Source organism: Pantoea sp., assembly GCF_028283705.1.
In the GTDB taxonomy this organism is placed as follows: domain Bacteria; phylum Pseudomonadota; class Gammaproteobacteria; order Enterobacterales; family Enterobacteriaceae; genus Pantoea.
Window position 1 is genome coordinate 49,456 of record NZ_JAPWKD010000019.1, and the last position, 15,895, is coordinate 65,350.

Sequence of the window (15,895 nt, forward strand, 5' to 3'; positions counted from 1 at the left end):
GAGCTAAAATTAAGACAAATAACCGCAACGGAACCCCCTGGTTCCGTTGCAGAACATCAGGATTTATCCGGCGAGGGGATAAAAACCTGCACACTTTGCTTCAGAACCGAGTTAGGTGTGACCCCAAAGGCTTTACGGAACGCGTGGCTAAAGTGAGAAAAATCAGAGAATCCATAGTCGAGTGCCGCCTGAGAGACACTGGTTACCCGGCCCTGCTCCAGTGCATCGCGGCTGGCCTGTAATCTTTCCTGCCAGATGACGGCGGCGGGTGTCTTCTGTTTACGGGCAAACGTCCGGGCCACGGTACGCACGGAGACGTGATGGGCCAGCGCCATACTTTCTACGCTCAGCTCAGGATTGGTCAGGTTTCGGCTAATGTAGTTGCGCATTCTGGCGTACAGATCGCGCTCAGACGCCGCGTTGGCGTGATCCTGAAGCTCAAGACTGAGCACCAGCAGATCCAGCAGCGTTTGCGAGAAGCGGCCAGCTACATCAGGGTTATCCATCAGCACCGGCGTCTGCACCGTCTGATAAATCATCTCCCGCAACGGGATAATCCCCGGGCGGGTATCATCAAGGATGGTGGCGGTGAAACCCACGCTGGCAGGTACTTTCCCGGTCAGCAGATGGCGCGGGATGCGAATCAGATGGTTATTTTTGCCGCCAATGCTAAAACGAAAGGTCTGCGCGGCATCGTACAGCACCAGATTCCCCGCCGCGAGGCTGGCTTTACGTCCCCCTTGTTCCAGTTGACCATAGCCACCCTGGATATAACCCAGCCACAGGTCGTCTTCCGGTCCGGTGCGCAGATGCTGTGACTTACGCTCCCAGTAGTGCAGCGTCGAGGTGAGGGTGCAGACATCGATCAGACCGACCTCCCGCACCGCAAGCTCCCCCTCAAAACGACCCTCCGCCAGCGGCTTACCATCTGAAGGAATGCAGTGACGCAGAATGACATCATTCCAGTATTCAAAGCGCTGAGGCACGGCAACATGTTCGGTGGAATAGCGGATATCCCTGGATGTGGAATGACTCTTCACAGCGACACCTCATATGAAAACTGCGCATCAGGATTGATGGTTTCAAACTGAAAGCAATTTTTACGCCATGACGCTGGCGATATGAATTGGCGGGATAATTTGACTATTCAGTGGCGCTGCCGCGGCGCAGCCGCACTATTGGCGGGCAACGCTGCACCGTTTCATTCCATCATCACCTGCGTCAGCAGGGTTGTCCTTTCCAGCCAGGTGATTGTCCGACTAAGCCAGGAAGCCAGAAAAAATCTCCTTAGTATCAATGGCGAATTAACCCATCGCTGAAAACTATTTACCTGGGAGTCTGTATGGAATCTGCCATTGATAAACACCTGAAATGTCCGCGCACCTTGTCCCGTCGGGTTCATGACGACTATCAACCGCCTTTCCCGATGTTCGTTGGCCGGGCCGATGCCAGCCTGACTCAGGTGGTGATGGCGTATCTGGGCGTGCAGTTTCGTGAAGAACAGCGGGCAACAGCCGTCAGCGCCATGCAGCACATCGTTGCCAGCTTCAGCCTCGATAACGGACCGGGCAACCATGACATCACCTTCCATGTTGATAACCAGGGTTACGGTAACTTTATCGTGGTGGGCTACTGGCGCGATCCGGCGGCATACTGTCGCTGGATCCGTCAGCCGGAAATCGACCAATGGTGGTCCGCTGATGACCGTTTGCACGAAGGCCTCGGTTATTTCCGCGAGATTATTGCCCCGCGCGCCGAACAGTTCGAAACCCTGTACGCCTTTAAAGAGGATCTGCCCGGTGTCGGCGCAGTGATGGATAACCTCAGCGGTGAGATTCAGGAGCACGGCTACTGGGGATCGGTGCGCGATCGCATTCCGGCCTCGCAAAATGACTGGCTGCAACCGGACGGGGAACTGCGGGTGATTGCCGGCGATCCCGCTGCCGGAGGTCGGGTGGTGGTGCAGGGCCATGACAACATTACGCTGATCCGCTCCGGCCAGGACTGGGTGGAGGCCGACGAACAGGAGCGTCAGCTGTACTTCACGGAAATGCTGCCGCCGTTACAGGCAGGTATGGATTTTCTGCGCGACGAAGGGCAGCCACTTGGCTGTTATAGCAATCGCTTTGTGCGCAACGTCGATAAAGACGGCAACCTGCTGGATATTGCCTACGACATTGGCTTCTGGCGATCCCTGGACCGGCTTGAACGCTGGGCAGAATCCCATCCCACCCACCTGCGTATCTTCACCACCTTTTTCCGTGTGGTGACCGGACTACAAAAACTACGGCTCTACCACGAAGTATCGGTCTCTGACGCCCGTTATCAGACCTTTGAATACATCAACTGCCATCCCCAGACCGGGATGCTGCGTGACGCACTGCGCTGAAAACACGACGAAATCTCATCCATCGATCACTTTCTGGGGTTTACCTTATGCACGCATTACGCTTTTTCCTGCCTGCCACCCTGCTGGCTTCTTTACCTGCGTTCGCCGTGGAAGTGGCACCCGGCGACTACAGTCAGTTTCCCGACGGCACCACGGTAGGGCTGCTTTATTACCAGCACGCGTCAACCGGTTCGGCGCACTCGCGCGGTGACAAAGTCAGCTCGGATTACAACCTGACCTCCGATATCGGCATGCTGCGTCTGCTGCATACCGTGCAGATCAGCGAATCCGCTACCCTCGATCCACAGTTCCTGTTGCCATTTGGCCGCATATCCGGTGGTGGTGATGCTGCGGCGCTCGGTTCCGCCAATGGCACTGGCGACTTAATTCTGACCGTGCCGTTAAAGGTGAAACTCAGCGAAGGCGGCGATGTGTTTGGTTTCGCCCCTTATCTCTACGTTCCCACCGGTAACTATGACCATAACGACGCCCTGAATCTGGGAGAGAACCGCTGGAAGGTGGATTTGCAGGCCGCCTGGGTCAAGTTCTTCACGGAAAAATGGGCGCTGGATGTGGTCGGTGACGCCATCTGGTACGGCAACAATAACGACTATGGAACCGCCTCATCCCGTTTGCAGCAGGACAACGCCTGGGCAGCGCAGGTTATGGGGCGTTATATGCCTGATCCGACGCTGGCGCTCGGTCTGGGGTTCGGTCAGACCTGGGGCGGTGCAACCACCGTTGACGGTGAGAAACAGGACAACCCGGCGCAGACCACCAATGTACGCATCACCGCCACCAAATTTGTCACCCCGCGCGATCAGTTCCAGATTCAGCTGGGTCGGGACCTGCGCGTGGAAAATGGCGCGGAAGAGGATTTCCGCCTGAACCTGCGTTATGCCCGCGTTTTCTGATGCTGTCCTTCCTGACCAGGTGACTGTCCTTCTCAACCAGGTAGGTGTTGTGCAGTCGCGTTATGTTCAGGTCAGTAATCAGCCCTCTGCTGCGTTTGAAGCGAGCAGTGACTGGAAGCAGATGTCATCACAGTACTCACCTTTACTTTCCCGGAGAAACACCATGGAACATGATCACGACCACACCGAGCCGCCTGCGGAAATTGCGCTACGCGTGAAAGCACTCGAGTCGCTGCTGACGGAAAAGGGGCTGATTGATCCCGTCGCGCTGGATGAACTTATTGACACCTACGAACACCGCATTGGACCCCGCAATGGCGCGCTGGTGGTGGCGAAAGCCTGGAGCGACCCGGATTACAAGGCCCGTCTGCTGGCGCAAGGCACCGAGGCCATTGCTGAGTTGGGTTTTTCCGGGGTGCAGGGGGAAGACATGATGGTGGTGGAGAATACCGCCGATGTTCATAACGTCACGGTCTGCACCCTGTGCTCCTGCTACCCGTGGCCGACGCTGGGACTGCCGCCTGCCTGGTACAAATCCGCACCTTATCGCTCGCGCATCGTGATTGAGCCGAGAAGTGTGCTGGCTGAGTTTGGCCTGCACATCAGTGAAGATCGGGAAATCCGCGTCTGGGATAGCAGCGCCGAGCTGCGTTATCTGGTACTGCCGGAAAGACCGGCCGGAACCGAGGGCTGGAGTGAAGCACAGCTCGCCTCACTGGTCACGCGCGATGCCATGATCGGCACGGGCGTGGCGCTGCAACCGGGTAACTAAACCCTTCTTTTCAGGAGACGCTATGAACGGGATACATGATCTGGGCGGTATGCACGGTATGGGTGCTGTTGTTACCGAAGAAAACGAACCTCCTTTTCATCATGAATGGGAGCGACGCGCCTTTTCCTTTTTTGCCTCGCTGTTTGTCGGTGGTCACTTCAATGTGGATATGTTCCGCCATGCGATTGAGCGCATGAATCCGGCGCACTATCTCGAAGAAAGTTATTACGAACACTGGATGCACGCTTTCGAAACGCTGCTGCTGGAGAAGGGGGTGATCACCCTTGATGAGCTGTCTGGGGCGGTCAAGCCCGTTATCGCATCGGCGGAAACACCGGTGTTGCGCCAGGAAATGGTACAGGCGGTGGTCACCACCGGTGCCTCGGCGCGCGTTGATGTTGATGTACCCGCCAGCTTCCGGGTGGGTGATCGCGTCCGGGCGAAAAACATCAATCCCGGCGGACATACCCGCCTGCCACGCTATGTGCGCGACAAAATCGGCACCATCGTGATTGATCACGGTGTCTTTGTTACCCCGGACACCGTTGCTCACGGCTTGGGTGAACATCCGCAGCACGTGTACAGCGTCAGCTTTGCCGCCACCGAGTTGTGGGGTGATAACGCGCCGTCGAAAGACACGGTGCGTATCGATCTGTGGGACGACTATCTGGAGGCGTTATGAGTACATCCTTTACGGACCATGATGCGGAAAACGCGCCGTTTGAGCATCCATGGCAGGCACAGGTGTTTTCCCTGATCGTTTGTCTGCATCAGGCCGGCAAGTTCAGCTGGAAAGAGTGGGTGGATGTTTTCAGCACCGAAATCAAAGCGCACCCAATACAGGAACATGAAAGCGTTAATGATGCTTATTACCGTCAGTGGGTCGCCGCCACCGAGCACATGCTGCTGTTGCTGCAATTGACCGGGCAGGCCGATATTGCCCGCCGCACCGATGAATGGCGGCAGGCGTATCTCAATACTCCGCATGGTATGCCGGTGACGCTATCCAGCGCTGTCTGCCCGCCCGCGCATGACCATGACCATCACCACCCGGTGCTGCGCGTCCCGGTGGCGGTCAGCCCGGCAGTGGCGCGCGCCAATCCCTGAATTGATTATTATCAGCCAGATATGAGGAAGAAAAATGGAACGTACCGTTAATGATATTCATGCAGGTCAGGCTCCGATCCCGTTCAATAGCGTATTACCCTGGGCGGCTTTTATCACGCTGATGGTGCTGCTGGCGGTGTATTTTATTGGTGCTGAGCAGGGGGCCACTGCGGTGTTCTCCGGCAATCAGATCCATGAATATTTTCATGATGCGCGGCATCTGCTGGGTTTCCCCTGCCACTAAGGACATCACCATGACCGGAAAACTTCTGTTAAACGGGATGATGGCAGGGATCCTCGCTGGCATCATCGCCTTCAGTTTTGCCCATTTCTTTGGTGAACCGCAGGTTGATCGGGCGATTTCATTCGAAGAAACCCTCGCCGCACAGCACAGTAGCGCCGGGAGTGAGCATCACCATGATCATGATGCCGATGGCGAAGTTTTCAGTCGCGGTACGCAGTCCGGCGCAGGTCTGCTGAGCGGGATGATCCTGTTTAGTGCGGCGATGGGCGGTGCGCTGGCACTGGTCTGGTCATTATGCTGGCAGCGTACCGGTCCGGCCGGGGCGAGAGCACTGGCTCTGGCGCTGGCACTGGGGGGATTTCTGATCATGAGCCTGATGCCGGGGCTTAAATATCCGCCTAATCCACCGGCGGTGGGTGATGCATCGACCATTGGCTACCGAACGATGCTCTACTTCGTGATGCTGCTGGTCTCCGCCGTGATTGTGGTCACCGCTGCCTGGAGCGCGCATCAGCTGCGGGCGCGGCTGGGAAGCTGGAATGCGGCGTTGTGGGGCCTGTTGGCCGGGCTGGCGATGCTGATCGTGGCCTGCCTGCTGATGCCAGCGATAAATGAGGTCCCGCATGGCTTCTCTGCCGATGTGCTCTGGCGTTTCCGTCTGAGTTCATTCGGCACGCAGCTGACCCTGTGGTGCGCCACCGGGCTGCTGTTTGGCCTGTTTGCCGAAAAGACCGTGCAGAATCCCCGTCACCGCTACGCGACGGCAGGATATTGATGGTCGCTGTTCTGCAACTGATTTGCCAGGGGGAAACCCTGGCAAATCGCCACTCACGTTTTCCCGCTGATGATGCGCTGAGCGAAACTTCCCGCCTGGCCGCGCAACAGATGCAGGGAGGCATCGCACCGGGTAGCCAGATATGGCTGGCACCGGAATTAGCGGCGCAGCAAACGGCACTGGCGCTGGGGTTAGCGGGGCGGAGCGTGCAGGCACTGGCCGAACCGGCCTATGGGCTTTGGGCGGGGATGCCGATCAAAGCAGTGATCATGCAGCATAGTGAGGATTTTCAGCGCTGGCTGGCAGGCGAGGCTGCACCGGGTGGGGAAGGGATGGCGCAACTGGTCGCGCGCACCGGCGCATGGTTGTCTGGTAGCATTGCCGATCGTCAACCGCAGTGCGCCATCGTGTCAGCTGTGGTGATTCGGGCAATGGTTATTGGTTTACTGGGGGCACCGGCCAGTGCTTTTCAGTTGATTGATATCGCCCCGCTAAGTATCACGACCCTGCGGGGCGATGGCAAACGCTGGCATCTCACCAGCATTAATTCAGTAAGGCTCGCCTTCGCCGAAGGCTCCCTCTAACAGGCAAATTTTCGCTGCGAAATGCGCCCCGGCCTGTAACGCTGCCGGGATATTTCCCTGAGCGTGCAGGCTCAGCAGAAAGGCGGTGATAAAGGCATCACCGGCCCCTAAGGTATCCACCGGGGTGACTGCTTCTGGTTGCTGCTGATACCAGTTTTCTCCGTCGAACAGTATGGCCCCCTCTGCACCCCGCGTGGCGACGGCATAGCGGCTACCGGCCTGCACCGCCTGCATCAGCAGGTCGCGCGTGGCTGTCAGAGACCATCCGGCACAGGAGAAAAAGGCCGCGTCGAGCCAGCGACATAATGGCAATGCCTGCTCAATGACGAAGTCATCGGAAAAATCATAGGTCAGCCAGCCGGGAAGCTTTGCCAGCTCAGGCAATTGCGCGTCGATATAGCTGTAGCTACTGGTGTGGATCAGCGCGAAATCCGCCAGCCAGGCGCGATGTTGCAGCACGAAATCCATCGATTCCGTCTGGCGAACGCCGCCGAGGTTAGAATCGAGAAACACCCGTTCCCCTTGCTCGATGGTCAGGCGCGCATAACCATTTTCACCCTCAACCGTCCGGCAATAACGTGTATCAATACCGCGTTTTGCCAGCGTCCGCATCACATGGTCTGCCGCCGCATCGTTGCCGAAGATACCCAGATAAGCAGCAGAGGCATCCAGCATTGCGGCATACACGCTGAAATTGAGTGCGTTGCCCCCCGGATAGCGCACGCGGCGGTGCTCATATTTATCGACAACGTTGTCGCCTACGCCAATCACTTTCATTGCCCGCTGTCCTTAGTATTCCACTACGCCCATATAGCGACGGGTTGAGAGCGGATGCTGGCGAATATCAGCCAGTGCCGCACGATAGTCGCACATGATGCTGTAAAACAGCACCGGGTTAAAGTAGTCAACCACTGACACCGGCAGGGTATCCAGACCCAGCTCGCGGGCATCCACCACCACGGTTTTGTCGTTGTAACGATTGAGGAATCCCAGCACACGCTGATCTAAACCACGGGTGCGGCCTTCATTCATCAACAGAATAAAGGGAGCGTGATTATCGGTGACTTCAAACGGACCATGAAAGAATTCCCCGCTGTGAATCGAAGCGGCATCGAGACGCTGCATTTCCATCAGGGAACAAATAGCAAAACCATAGGCGTGTCCGTATGAGGCGCCACTGGAGAGCACATAAAACAGCGATTCATGCTGATATTGTTGCGCGAAGTCGGCGCAGCGGGCGGCGACCTGGGTGCGGGCCCGGCGAATCACCTGATCGATCTGACCAAAGCTCTGTTGGAAATCATGCCATCCGGCGTAGTCTTCCACCTGACGCAGCACATCAACGCACAGGCTGAGGATCAACGCCATCGGGTTTTCAGTAACCAGCGTGTCATCACCCCATTTATACAGCAGGTTATGGTCGGCCCATTGCAGCAGTTGCGCTTCGGCATTGTGCGTCAGGGTGATGGTGGCGGCTCCGCGCGTTTTCGCCAGCTGGGCGGCAGCGACCGATTCCGGCGTATTGCCGCCATGTGAACAGACGATAACGATTGACGACTCACCTAATGCGTGAGGGGTGGCATAGACAAATTCATTGGCTGTCATCATCCACGAGCGCAGGTTTTCACCTTGCTCATTCAGGAAATAATGCGCCGGGTACATATCTACCAGCGAACCCCCGCAGGCCACAAGGAACACCTGACGCACCGGTATATGCTGAAAATGGCCGCTCATCAGGGAGGAAATAATCGATTGGGTCTGCATGTAATTAATCACCGTAAATATTGAAATCAAAGTATTTTTTAGCTAAGCGGTCGTAGGTGCCATTGGCGCGAATGGTGGCGATGGCCTGGTTGAAACGAGCCTGTAATGCGGTGTCACTCTGGCGCAGGCCGATACCGGTGCCGGGTCCGAAGATCTCGTCATCCTTCACCTGTGGTTGCACTAGCGCGAAGTTTTTACCCTGAGGTTTACTGAGCAGGGCTTCGGTGACCACCACGGCATCGTCGAGGGTGCCATCGAGGCGACCGTTGGTCAGATCGGCATACACCGATTCCGCATCCGGATAGGCGATCACTTCCACACCGGCGTTGCGCCAGTATTTGTTGGCGTAGTTTTCAAATACCGAACCCTGCTGCACCCCGATACGTTTGCCCTTCAGCGACTGTGCCGTGGGGGTCAGCGAACTGCCTTTGGCGGTAATCAGGAAGGCAGGGGTGTTGAACAGTTTGTCGCTGAAAGCGATGGCTTTTTTGCGTTCGTCGGTGATCGAAAGAGAAGAAAGGATGGCATCAAATTTTTTTGCCTGTAGTGCCGGAATCAGCCCATCAAAGCTGTTCTGCACCCACGAGCATTGCACCTTCATTTCCGCGCAAATCGCATTACCAAGGTCAATATCGAAACCGACAAGTTGACCACTGGCATTTTTCGATTCAAATGGCGGGAAAGTGGGGTCGATGCCTAAACGCAGTGGATCTGCGGCCATCGCCGTGTGGACACAACCAAATAAGGTTATTGTTGCGGCTATTACGGAGATGGTTTTTTTTATTTTCATTATTGTTTCCCTGGTGTTGTATTTATACCTAAAAACAGACCATATAGATTGATTTACACGCAATTTGATGTATATAGCAACAACAATTCGCCGCAAAGGCGTAAAAAAATTATCGTGGTATGTTATGATTATTTATCAAATTACAAGCTTATCAATCATTTTTATTTTCTAAATCAAATGATTGGTTTTTAAATTCTTTTTACTGACACCAGAACAAAACAGACCATGAACAGTCCAGAAAAGCAGACCAGAAGGCCGCGCAGAAGTTATCTTGATGCGCGCAAACGCTTACTCGAAATACTAAATTCACCCGATTTCAACAGCGGTGATCAGATCCCGGCAGAACGCGAGTTGAGCGAGATGCTGGGGATTAGCCGGATGACGGTGCGCAAGCTACTCGCAGAATTAATTGATGAAGATGTGCTGGAACGGCGCGGGAATCAGGGGACCTGGCTGGTCGATACCGCCATTGAACGTCCGCTGCAACCGGCACTGGGGATCAGTAAAATTCTCGAACTCAATGGTGCAGTGCCCAGCAGCCAGTTGATCTTCTTTCACATTTCTCCGGCCAGCGCGCGCATTGCACGGTTGTTGCAGATTGCAGAAGGGGATGATTTAGTGATGATCAAACGCCTGCGTCTGGCCGATGGTCATCCCTTCTGTATTGAAACCAGTTACTTACCGCGAGCGCGTGTCGCGGATTTAAGCGCAGAGATGTTAGAAAAAGAAGGCTCCCTCTATCGTCTGCTGGCGGAACGTTACGCTATTCATGATGTTTATGATGAAGGGACCCTCCGTGCTGCCGCAATGAGTGAAGAGGACCATCTGTTGTTGCAGGCGAAACCAGAAAGCCCGGCGCTGGTGTACCGGGGTGTGATTTATGACAACCAGCGTCAGCCGATTGAATATCTGGTTTCAGTAAACCATCCGCAACGGGTCGCTTTCCGCATCAATGGCGGATTGAATGCAGTGGATGTGACCGCGCCATAAATTGAGTAAAGCCGCGTCAGGAGCGGCTTAAACTATTTTTACTTAACACCTCTACTGAAACGCCCAATCCCTCCGATAACCCCTCCATGTCGTCGCTAAATTAAGAATGTTCTTATTTTAAGGGCATCGTGGAGTGCGTGTGAGAGGAATGACTTACCCGTCAGAGTGGCAGGTTCGCTGGTTGCAGGTTAAACACAGCGGGGGCCTGCCATGACTGAAATTATCCCGGCTGTTGATATTACTGCGTCTGCGCCAGTTCATACCGCAGCGCCCGTCGCTTATCCATTCGTTCTTCCGCCAGACCGTCCCTCCATTAAGGGGCCAGCAGGCATCTTCTACGACTTTAATGATGGGGCCAGGATACTGTTGCCCGCAGGGCGCTGGCGCGTTGCCTTACTGGACGATGACTCAGGCAACGTCCTGTTCAGCTGTGAGTCCGGTGCTGGCTGGGTTACATCTGCCAAAAAGTATTTTGTCCGTTTCCGCATTCAGGTCTGGCGTGGCGATGAAGTGGCTCCGCTGCTGGATGAAACCCTGTCCCTGAAGGACCGGGAGGTGCTGATTTCCTTCCCCACCGGCACGCTGGGCGATCTGCTTGGCTGGTTCCACTACGCGGAACGTTTCCGCCTGCTGCACGGTTGCCGGCTTGAGTGTGCGATGGCACCGAACATCATCAGCCTGCTGGAAGGGCAGTATCCGCACATTCGCTTCTCCGCGCCGGACGCTGTGGTGCAGCGCGCCCCGTATGCTACTTATCGCATCGGCCTGTTTTTCGGCGGCAACGATACGCACCAGCCAATCGACTTCCGCCAGACAGGTTTTCACCGCATTGCCGGACACATCCTCGGCGTTGACCCACGGGAGGAGGCTCCACGCCTCAACCTGAGCGCCGCGCGCACCATTACCGAGCCATACGTCTGCATCGCTGTTCAGTCTACTTCCCAGGCCAAGTTCTGGAATAACGGACACGGCTGGGCGGAGGTGGTGGCACATCTGAAGGCGCTCGGCTACCGGGTGCTGTGTATCGACCGTGAGGCCCGTACCGGGCGCGGTTTTGTCTGGAACCACATCCCTTACGGCGCTGAAGACTTCACCGGCAATCTGCCTTTGCAGAAACGGGTAGACCTGCTTCGGCACGCCAGCTTTTTTATCGGCCTCGCCAGCGGCCTGTCCTGGCTCGCCTGGGCGGCGCAGATACCGGTGGTGCTGATCAGCGGTTTCAGCCTGCCAGGGGCCGAATTTTACACACCCTGGCGGGTTTTCAGCAGCCATGGTTGCAGCGGCTGCTGGGACAGCCTGCATGAAACTTTCGACCACCAGGATTTTTTCTGGTGCCCCCGTCACAAGGGAACCGATCGGCAGTTCGAATGCACCCGTCTGATTACCGGAAAACAGGTCTGTGGCGTGACTGACCGGCTCCATGCACAGCTGCATGGGCAGTGAATCACGCAATAAAAACTACACACAAGGTGATGCGTTCACCTGCAAACACTAAAACAAGAGAGACAGGGCAATGAATAAAGCTTACAGAATTGTCTGGAGCGCGGCGCGTCAGGCATGGGTGGTGGCGTCAGAGCGTGCCGGAAGTGGTGGACGTCCGCCGCTGGCGGTGAAGAAAGCGGCATGTGCGGTCCTGCTGCTGGGGAGTGGTGTGGCGTCGCTGCCAGCAGGAGCGGTGGTTTGGGGCGGAACCCTTACGGGAGCCGGATCCTCGATAACGCTTAACAGTGGTGATAGCTCGAGCAGCCTCACCGTGACCAACAATGCTTATGAATATGTCAGTAGCGGTGCTGTAGCAACCTCAACGGCCATCACCAATAACGGTAATCAGGTGATTTATGCCGGAGGTTCTGCGGTAGCGACCACCATCAGCAACAGCGGGTCTTTCCAGTACGTCAGCAGTGGTGGCCTGGCTTCAGGCACAACGGTCAACAGTGGGGGGAGGCAGTATGTCTATTCAGGGGGCTCTGTTTTCTCAACGACGCTGAATAGCGGAGGAAGCATCGGGCTGAATCCGGGTGCAACGGCCTCCGGTATTACGATTAACTCAGGCGGACGGGCGAATATTGCTGGCGGCTCAGCCAGTGCCGTCGTGCTCAACTCGGGTGGATACTTAAGTGCAGTGGTTAGCGCTGTGGTGACTGATATCACTCAGCTGTCAGGGGGATCATTAACCGCCGACACCAGCACCACGATCTACGGCATCAACAGCCTGGGGGCCTTTTCTATCAGTGGTGGCGTGGCAAATAATCTTCTGCTGGAGAAGGGGGGCGTATTATCTGTTCTGTCTGGCACCAGTGCGACAAACACCACCGTTGGCTCAGCAGGAGCGGCGTTAGTTGCCAGCGGCGGAACGGCCCTCGGTACTACCGTAACCAGCAATGGCAGCCAGATAATCCTTGCCGGCGGCTCAGCCTCCTCTTCTGTCCTTAATGGCGGACAGGAAACGGTAACAGGGACGGCGACAGGGACTACGGTGAACCTGAACGGGGTGCAATACGTAAGCGCAGGTGGCGTGGCTGCCGGCACTATCCTGAATTCCGGGGGGATTCAGGAAGTTTATGGCAGTGCCACTTCTGCCATCGTAAATTCCCGCGGCACACAATATGTTGAGAGCGGCGGCAGCGCCAGTGCAACCACCGTTGAGGGCGGTAATCAGTACGTCTACAGCGGCGGGGCGGCGATGGATACCGTGGTGAATTCGGGTGGACAGATTAATACGTTGGGTAGTGTCACCTCCGCCACGATTAATAATGGCGGAAGAGTGTTCCTCTACAGTGGCGGCTCAACCAATGCGACCCAGATCAATTCTGGCGGTATCGAATACGTCAATTCAGGAACTTCAAGCACTTCAGCTGTGCTGAACTCAGGTGGCTACCAGGCGATATATGCTGGCGGTGAAGCCGTTGCGGCCACGGTGTCGGGGGGAACTCAACAGGTCTTTGGTGAAGCGACGTCAACCACGCTGAATTCAGGCGGTGCCCAATATGTTTACAGCAGCGGCACGGCGACCGGTACACAGATAGGTAGCGGCGCGGCTCAGGGTATCTATGGGACAGCCAACTCAACTACGGTGACGTCTGGCGGCGCGGAGTATGTTTACAACGGCGGCACGGCGAACTGGACTACCGTGACCAATAACGGCTACATGAACGTCAATAGCGGCGGTTCTGCCTCCGATGCCACAGTCAACTCCGGGGGAACGTTGTATGTCAATGATGGTGCCAGCGCCACCGGTCTGACGCTGGCATCCGGCGCGGTGCTGATTACCAGTACCGGTGCCGCTCTTGCGGGTACCAACGCACTGGGCGCGTTTTCTATCAGCGGCGGTCAGGCACAAAACGTGTTGCTGGAGAACAACGGCTTTCTGAATGTCAAATCTGGCGACTCATCGATCGGGACGGTGATTAACCAGGGGGGTTGGGAGTACGTCACCGGCCATGCCACTGGCACCACGGTGAATTCAGGCGGCGTGCAGAGCGTACTGGGCACCGTGACCTCAACCACCGTTAACTCTGGCGGTACGCTTTCGGTATTTAACGGCGGCATAGCCTCCAGTTCTATCATTAACAATGGCGGGCTCCTGTCAGTCAGCAGTGGTGGTACCGCCACTGACACTACGGTGGCGGCGGGGGGGCTACTTAATATTGCGGATGGCGGCGTGCTGACTCTGGCAAACAGCAGCTTCGTCAACGACGGCGTCACCACCTATGACACCAGCACCAGTGCGTCGCTCAACACAGACATCAGCGGTAGCGGGCAGCTCACCAAGAACGGTTCCGGTACGCTTACGCTGGGCGGCACTTTCAGCCAGTCACAGGTTAACCTCAATGACGGCGCACTGATCATGGACGGCCTGCAGGCGACCACGGACATTGTCGCGCAGTCCGGTACCTCGCTGTCGCTGGTTAACAGCACCACCCTGACCGGTATCATCGATCCGACTGACGTGAACATTGACCAGAGCAGTAGCTGGAATATCACCGGTGACTCACTGGTCGATACCCTGACGAATGCAGGCAGCATCGTATTTGTACCGTCGCAGGGAGCCTTTACCCCGTATACGCTGACTGTGACCAACCTGGTCGGGAATGGCGGCACCATCACCCTCTACACCGTGGCGGGCGACAGCAGCTCACCGATCGATAAAGTCGTTATTGATGGCGGCCAGGCTACCGGTAGCACCGGCCTGCTGGTGCTGAACCGGGGTGGACTGGGTGCCCAGACCACTGGCAACGGTATCGCGGTGATCCAGGCCATTAACGGGGGTACGACCGACGTCGGCGCGTTTACCCTGAACCAGCCGCTGGTGGCGGGTGCGTATTCCTACAGCCTGTATCGCAATGCTGACCAGAGCTGGTACCTGACTTCACAGCTGACGCAAACGCCCGCTACGGATACCGGTAGCACCACGCCGGATGAAGGTAGCAGCGACACTACGCCGGTCAGCGGTACTACCAACTACCGTGATGGCATGTGGAGCTATGCGGCGCTGCCTTCACTGTCACTCGATTTCGATCGCCTGGTGGCAGGCACGGCGGATACGCGCTTCCATTACGCGCCGGACAGCCGGGTCTGGGGCCGTCTGGTGGCGGGCCATCTGCGCCATGCGGACAGCGGCAGCCTGACAGGCGGCAGCGTGCCGGAAAGCAGCAGCGCGTATAGTTTCCTGCAATTGGGTGGGGATCTCTGGCAGCTTGACGGCGCCAATGCCGACTGGCGGGCAGGGCTGTACGGTGCCACCGGCCTGATGCGCAGCGATGTCTGGCGTGACGGCGGCAGCCACGCGGCGGGTACTGATCGCGACACCTCTTATACCGGTGGCGTGTATCTGTCGGGCCACAGCCATGCAGGTTTGCATGTTGACGGGGTGCTGCAGGCGAGTCATCACAGCCTGTCTACCAACTCGAACGACGGTACGCGGTTGTCAACCGATGGCACTGGCTGGCTGGCCTCGGCAGAAGTCGGACAGGCGTTCAGCGTCGGATCAAACCTGTCACTGGAACCGCAGTTGCAGTACACGGTGCAGGGCCTTAGCGTGGATGACGCACAGGATGAAGCAGCATCACTCAGCTGGTCCAACACTCATCGCCAGTCGGTCCGTGCAGGTCTGAAGGTTGGCTCGTCGCAGGATGCGAAGGCGAAGTTGAGCTGGTGGGTTACGCCATCGATAACGCAGAGCTACGGCGGCCACAGCGGCGTGACGGCATCGGTGCCGGGTGTGGCGGGATCGGAAGCATCGTTCAGGAGCAACCTGTCGGGTACCGGGGTTGGGATCAACGGTGGTCTGGACGCACGCATCCGTCAGAACGTGACGCTGGGTGTGCAGGGGGGCTGGTCTGATGCGCTGCACGGCGCGGAATCCGGCGGCTACTATGGACAGGTCAGACTGGGCGTGTCGTTCTGATCATCATTAATTAACAAGCCGGGCATCTTTGCCCGGTTTTTTTTTATCTTTAATAATGCCAGCCATGCCTGAATATCTTACTGGCCCTGTTATGGAGCATCCTCATCCCTAAAATAGTGCGCTGGATCTCACTATTTTCTGCGATCCTTTCCCTGAGAG

At 56.7% G+C, this 15,895-nt stretch carries 15 protein-coding genes; 11 read left to right on the plus strand and 4 right to left on the minus strand.

Annotated elements, in window-relative coordinates:
* Positions 1-56: 56 nt before the first annotated feature.
* Positions 57-1,040: a helix-turn-helix domain-containing protein gene (locus tag PW844_RS16355; protein WP_299453892.1), complete on the minus strand. Its 984-nt coding sequence runs from the start codon at positions 1,038-1,040 to the stop codon at positions 57-59.
* A 302-nt stretch (positions 1,041-1,342) separates the two neighbouring features.
* On the opposite strand from PW844_RS16355, the gene PW844_RS16360 reads away from it, so the two are divergent.
* The 8 genes from PW844_RS16360 (at position 1,343) to PW844_RS16395 (ending at position 6,785) form a co-directional block, all read left to right on the plus strand.
* Positions 1,343-2,389, plus strand: a complete 1,047-nt coding sequence (locus tag PW844_RS16360; protein ID WP_299453895.1) for a phenylacetaldoxime dehydratase family protein — start codon at positions 1,343-1,345, stop codon at positions 2,387-2,389.
* A gap of 47 nt (positions 2,390-2,436) precedes the next feature.
* Positions 2,437-3,303, plus strand: coding sequence for a transporter (locus tag PW844_RS16365; protein WP_299453898.1), 867 nt, complete (start codon positions 2,437-2,439; stop codon positions 3,301-3,303).
* Between the two features lie 163 nt (positions 3,304-3,466).
* Complete coding sequence (nthA, locus tag PW844_RS16370; protein WP_299453900.1) at positions 3,467-4,075, plus strand: nitrile hydratase subunit alpha; 609 nt, start codon at positions 3,467-3,469, stop codon at positions 4,073-4,075.
* Positions 4,076-4,097: 22 nt separating this feature from the next.
* The gene (nthB, locus tag PW844_RS16375) at positions 4,098-4,757 is read left to right on the plus strand and encodes a nitrile hydratase subunit beta (protein WP_084879571.1); all 660 of its coding nucleotides are present in this window, start codon (positions 4,098-4,100) and stop codon (positions 4,755-4,757) included.
* On the plus strand, positions 4,754-5,182 hold the full coding sequence (locus PW844_RS16380) for a nitrile hydratase accessory protein (RefSeq protein ID WP_299453904.1): 429 nt from the start codon (positions 4,754-4,756) through the stop codon (positions 5,180-5,182). Before nthB ends, PW844_RS16380 begins: the two co-directional genes overlap by 4 nt.
* Positions 5,183-5,216: 34 nt before the next feature.
* Positions 5,217-5,426 (plus strand): CbtB-domain containing protein, encoded by a 210-nt coding sequence (locus tag PW844_RS16385; RefSeq protein ID WP_084879573.1) that lies wholly within the window; start codon positions 5,217-5,219, stop codon positions 5,424-5,426.
* A 10-nt stretch (positions 5,427-5,436) separates the two neighbouring features.
* A complete protein-coding gene (locus PW844_RS16390) occupies positions 5,437-6,201 on the plus strand; it encodes a CbtA family protein (protein WP_299453908.1) in 765 nt (254 codons plus the stop codon).
* A complete protein-coding gene (locus PW844_RS16395; protein WP_299453910.1) occupies positions 6,201-6,785 on the plus strand; it encodes a histidine phosphatase family protein in 585 nt (194 codons plus the stop codon). Before PW844_RS16390 ends, PW844_RS16395 begins: the two co-directional genes overlap by 1 nt.
* On the opposite strand, the gene PW844_RS16400 is transcribed toward PW844_RS16395, so the two are convergent.
* The 3 genes from PW844_RS16400 to PW844_RS16410 are packed head-to-tail and all read right to left on the minus strand — an operon-like array spanning position 6,750 to position 9,339.
* Entirely contained in the window at positions 6,750-7,562 is an 813-nt protein-coding gene (locus tag PW844_RS16400) for a PfkB family carbohydrate kinase (protein WP_299453912.1), read from the minus strand. The two genes, PW844_RS16395 and PW844_RS16400, sit on opposite strands and share 36 nt — an antisense overlap.
* Positions 7,563-7,574: 12 nt before the next feature.
* Positions 7,575-8,549, minus strand: coding sequence for an SIS domain-containing protein (locus PW844_RS16405; protein WP_299453914.1), 975 nt, complete (start codon positions 8,547-8,549; stop codon positions 7,575-7,577).
* 4 nt (positions 8,550-8,553) lie between these two features.
* Positions 8,554-9,339 carry an ABC transporter substrate-binding protein gene (locus tag PW844_RS16410; RefSeq protein WP_299453916.1) on the minus strand — a complete coding sequence of 262 codons (786 nt, stop codon included), beginning with the start codon at positions 9,337-9,339 and terminating at the stop codon, positions 8,554-8,556.
* Between the two features lie 225 nt (positions 9,340-9,564).
* Here PW844_RS16410 and PW844_RS16415 point away from each other — a divergent pair, with 225 nt between their 5' ends.
* The 3 genes from PW844_RS16415 (at position 9,565) to PW844_RS16425 (ending at position 15,736) form a co-directional block, all read left to right on the plus strand.
* The gene (locus PW844_RS16415; protein WP_299453918.1) at positions 9,565-10,329 is read left to right on the plus strand and encodes a GntR family transcriptional regulator; all 765 of its coding nucleotides are present in this window, start codon (positions 9,565-9,567) and stop codon (positions 10,327-10,329) included.
* A 210-nt stretch (positions 10,330-10,539) separates the two neighbouring features.
* Positions 10,540-11,772: an autotransporter strand-loop-strand O-heptosyltransferase gene (locus PW844_RS16420; protein WP_299453921.1), complete on the plus strand. Its 1,233-nt coding sequence runs from the start codon at positions 10,540-10,542 to the stop codon at positions 11,770-11,772.
* Positions 11,773-11,842: 70 nt separating this feature from the next.
* Complete coding sequence (locus PW844_RS16425) at positions 11,843-15,736, plus strand: AIDA repeat-containing protein (protein WP_299453923.1); 3,894 nt, start codon at positions 11,843-11,845, stop codon at positions 15,734-15,736.
* Positions 15,737-15,895 lie beyond the last annotated feature (159 nt).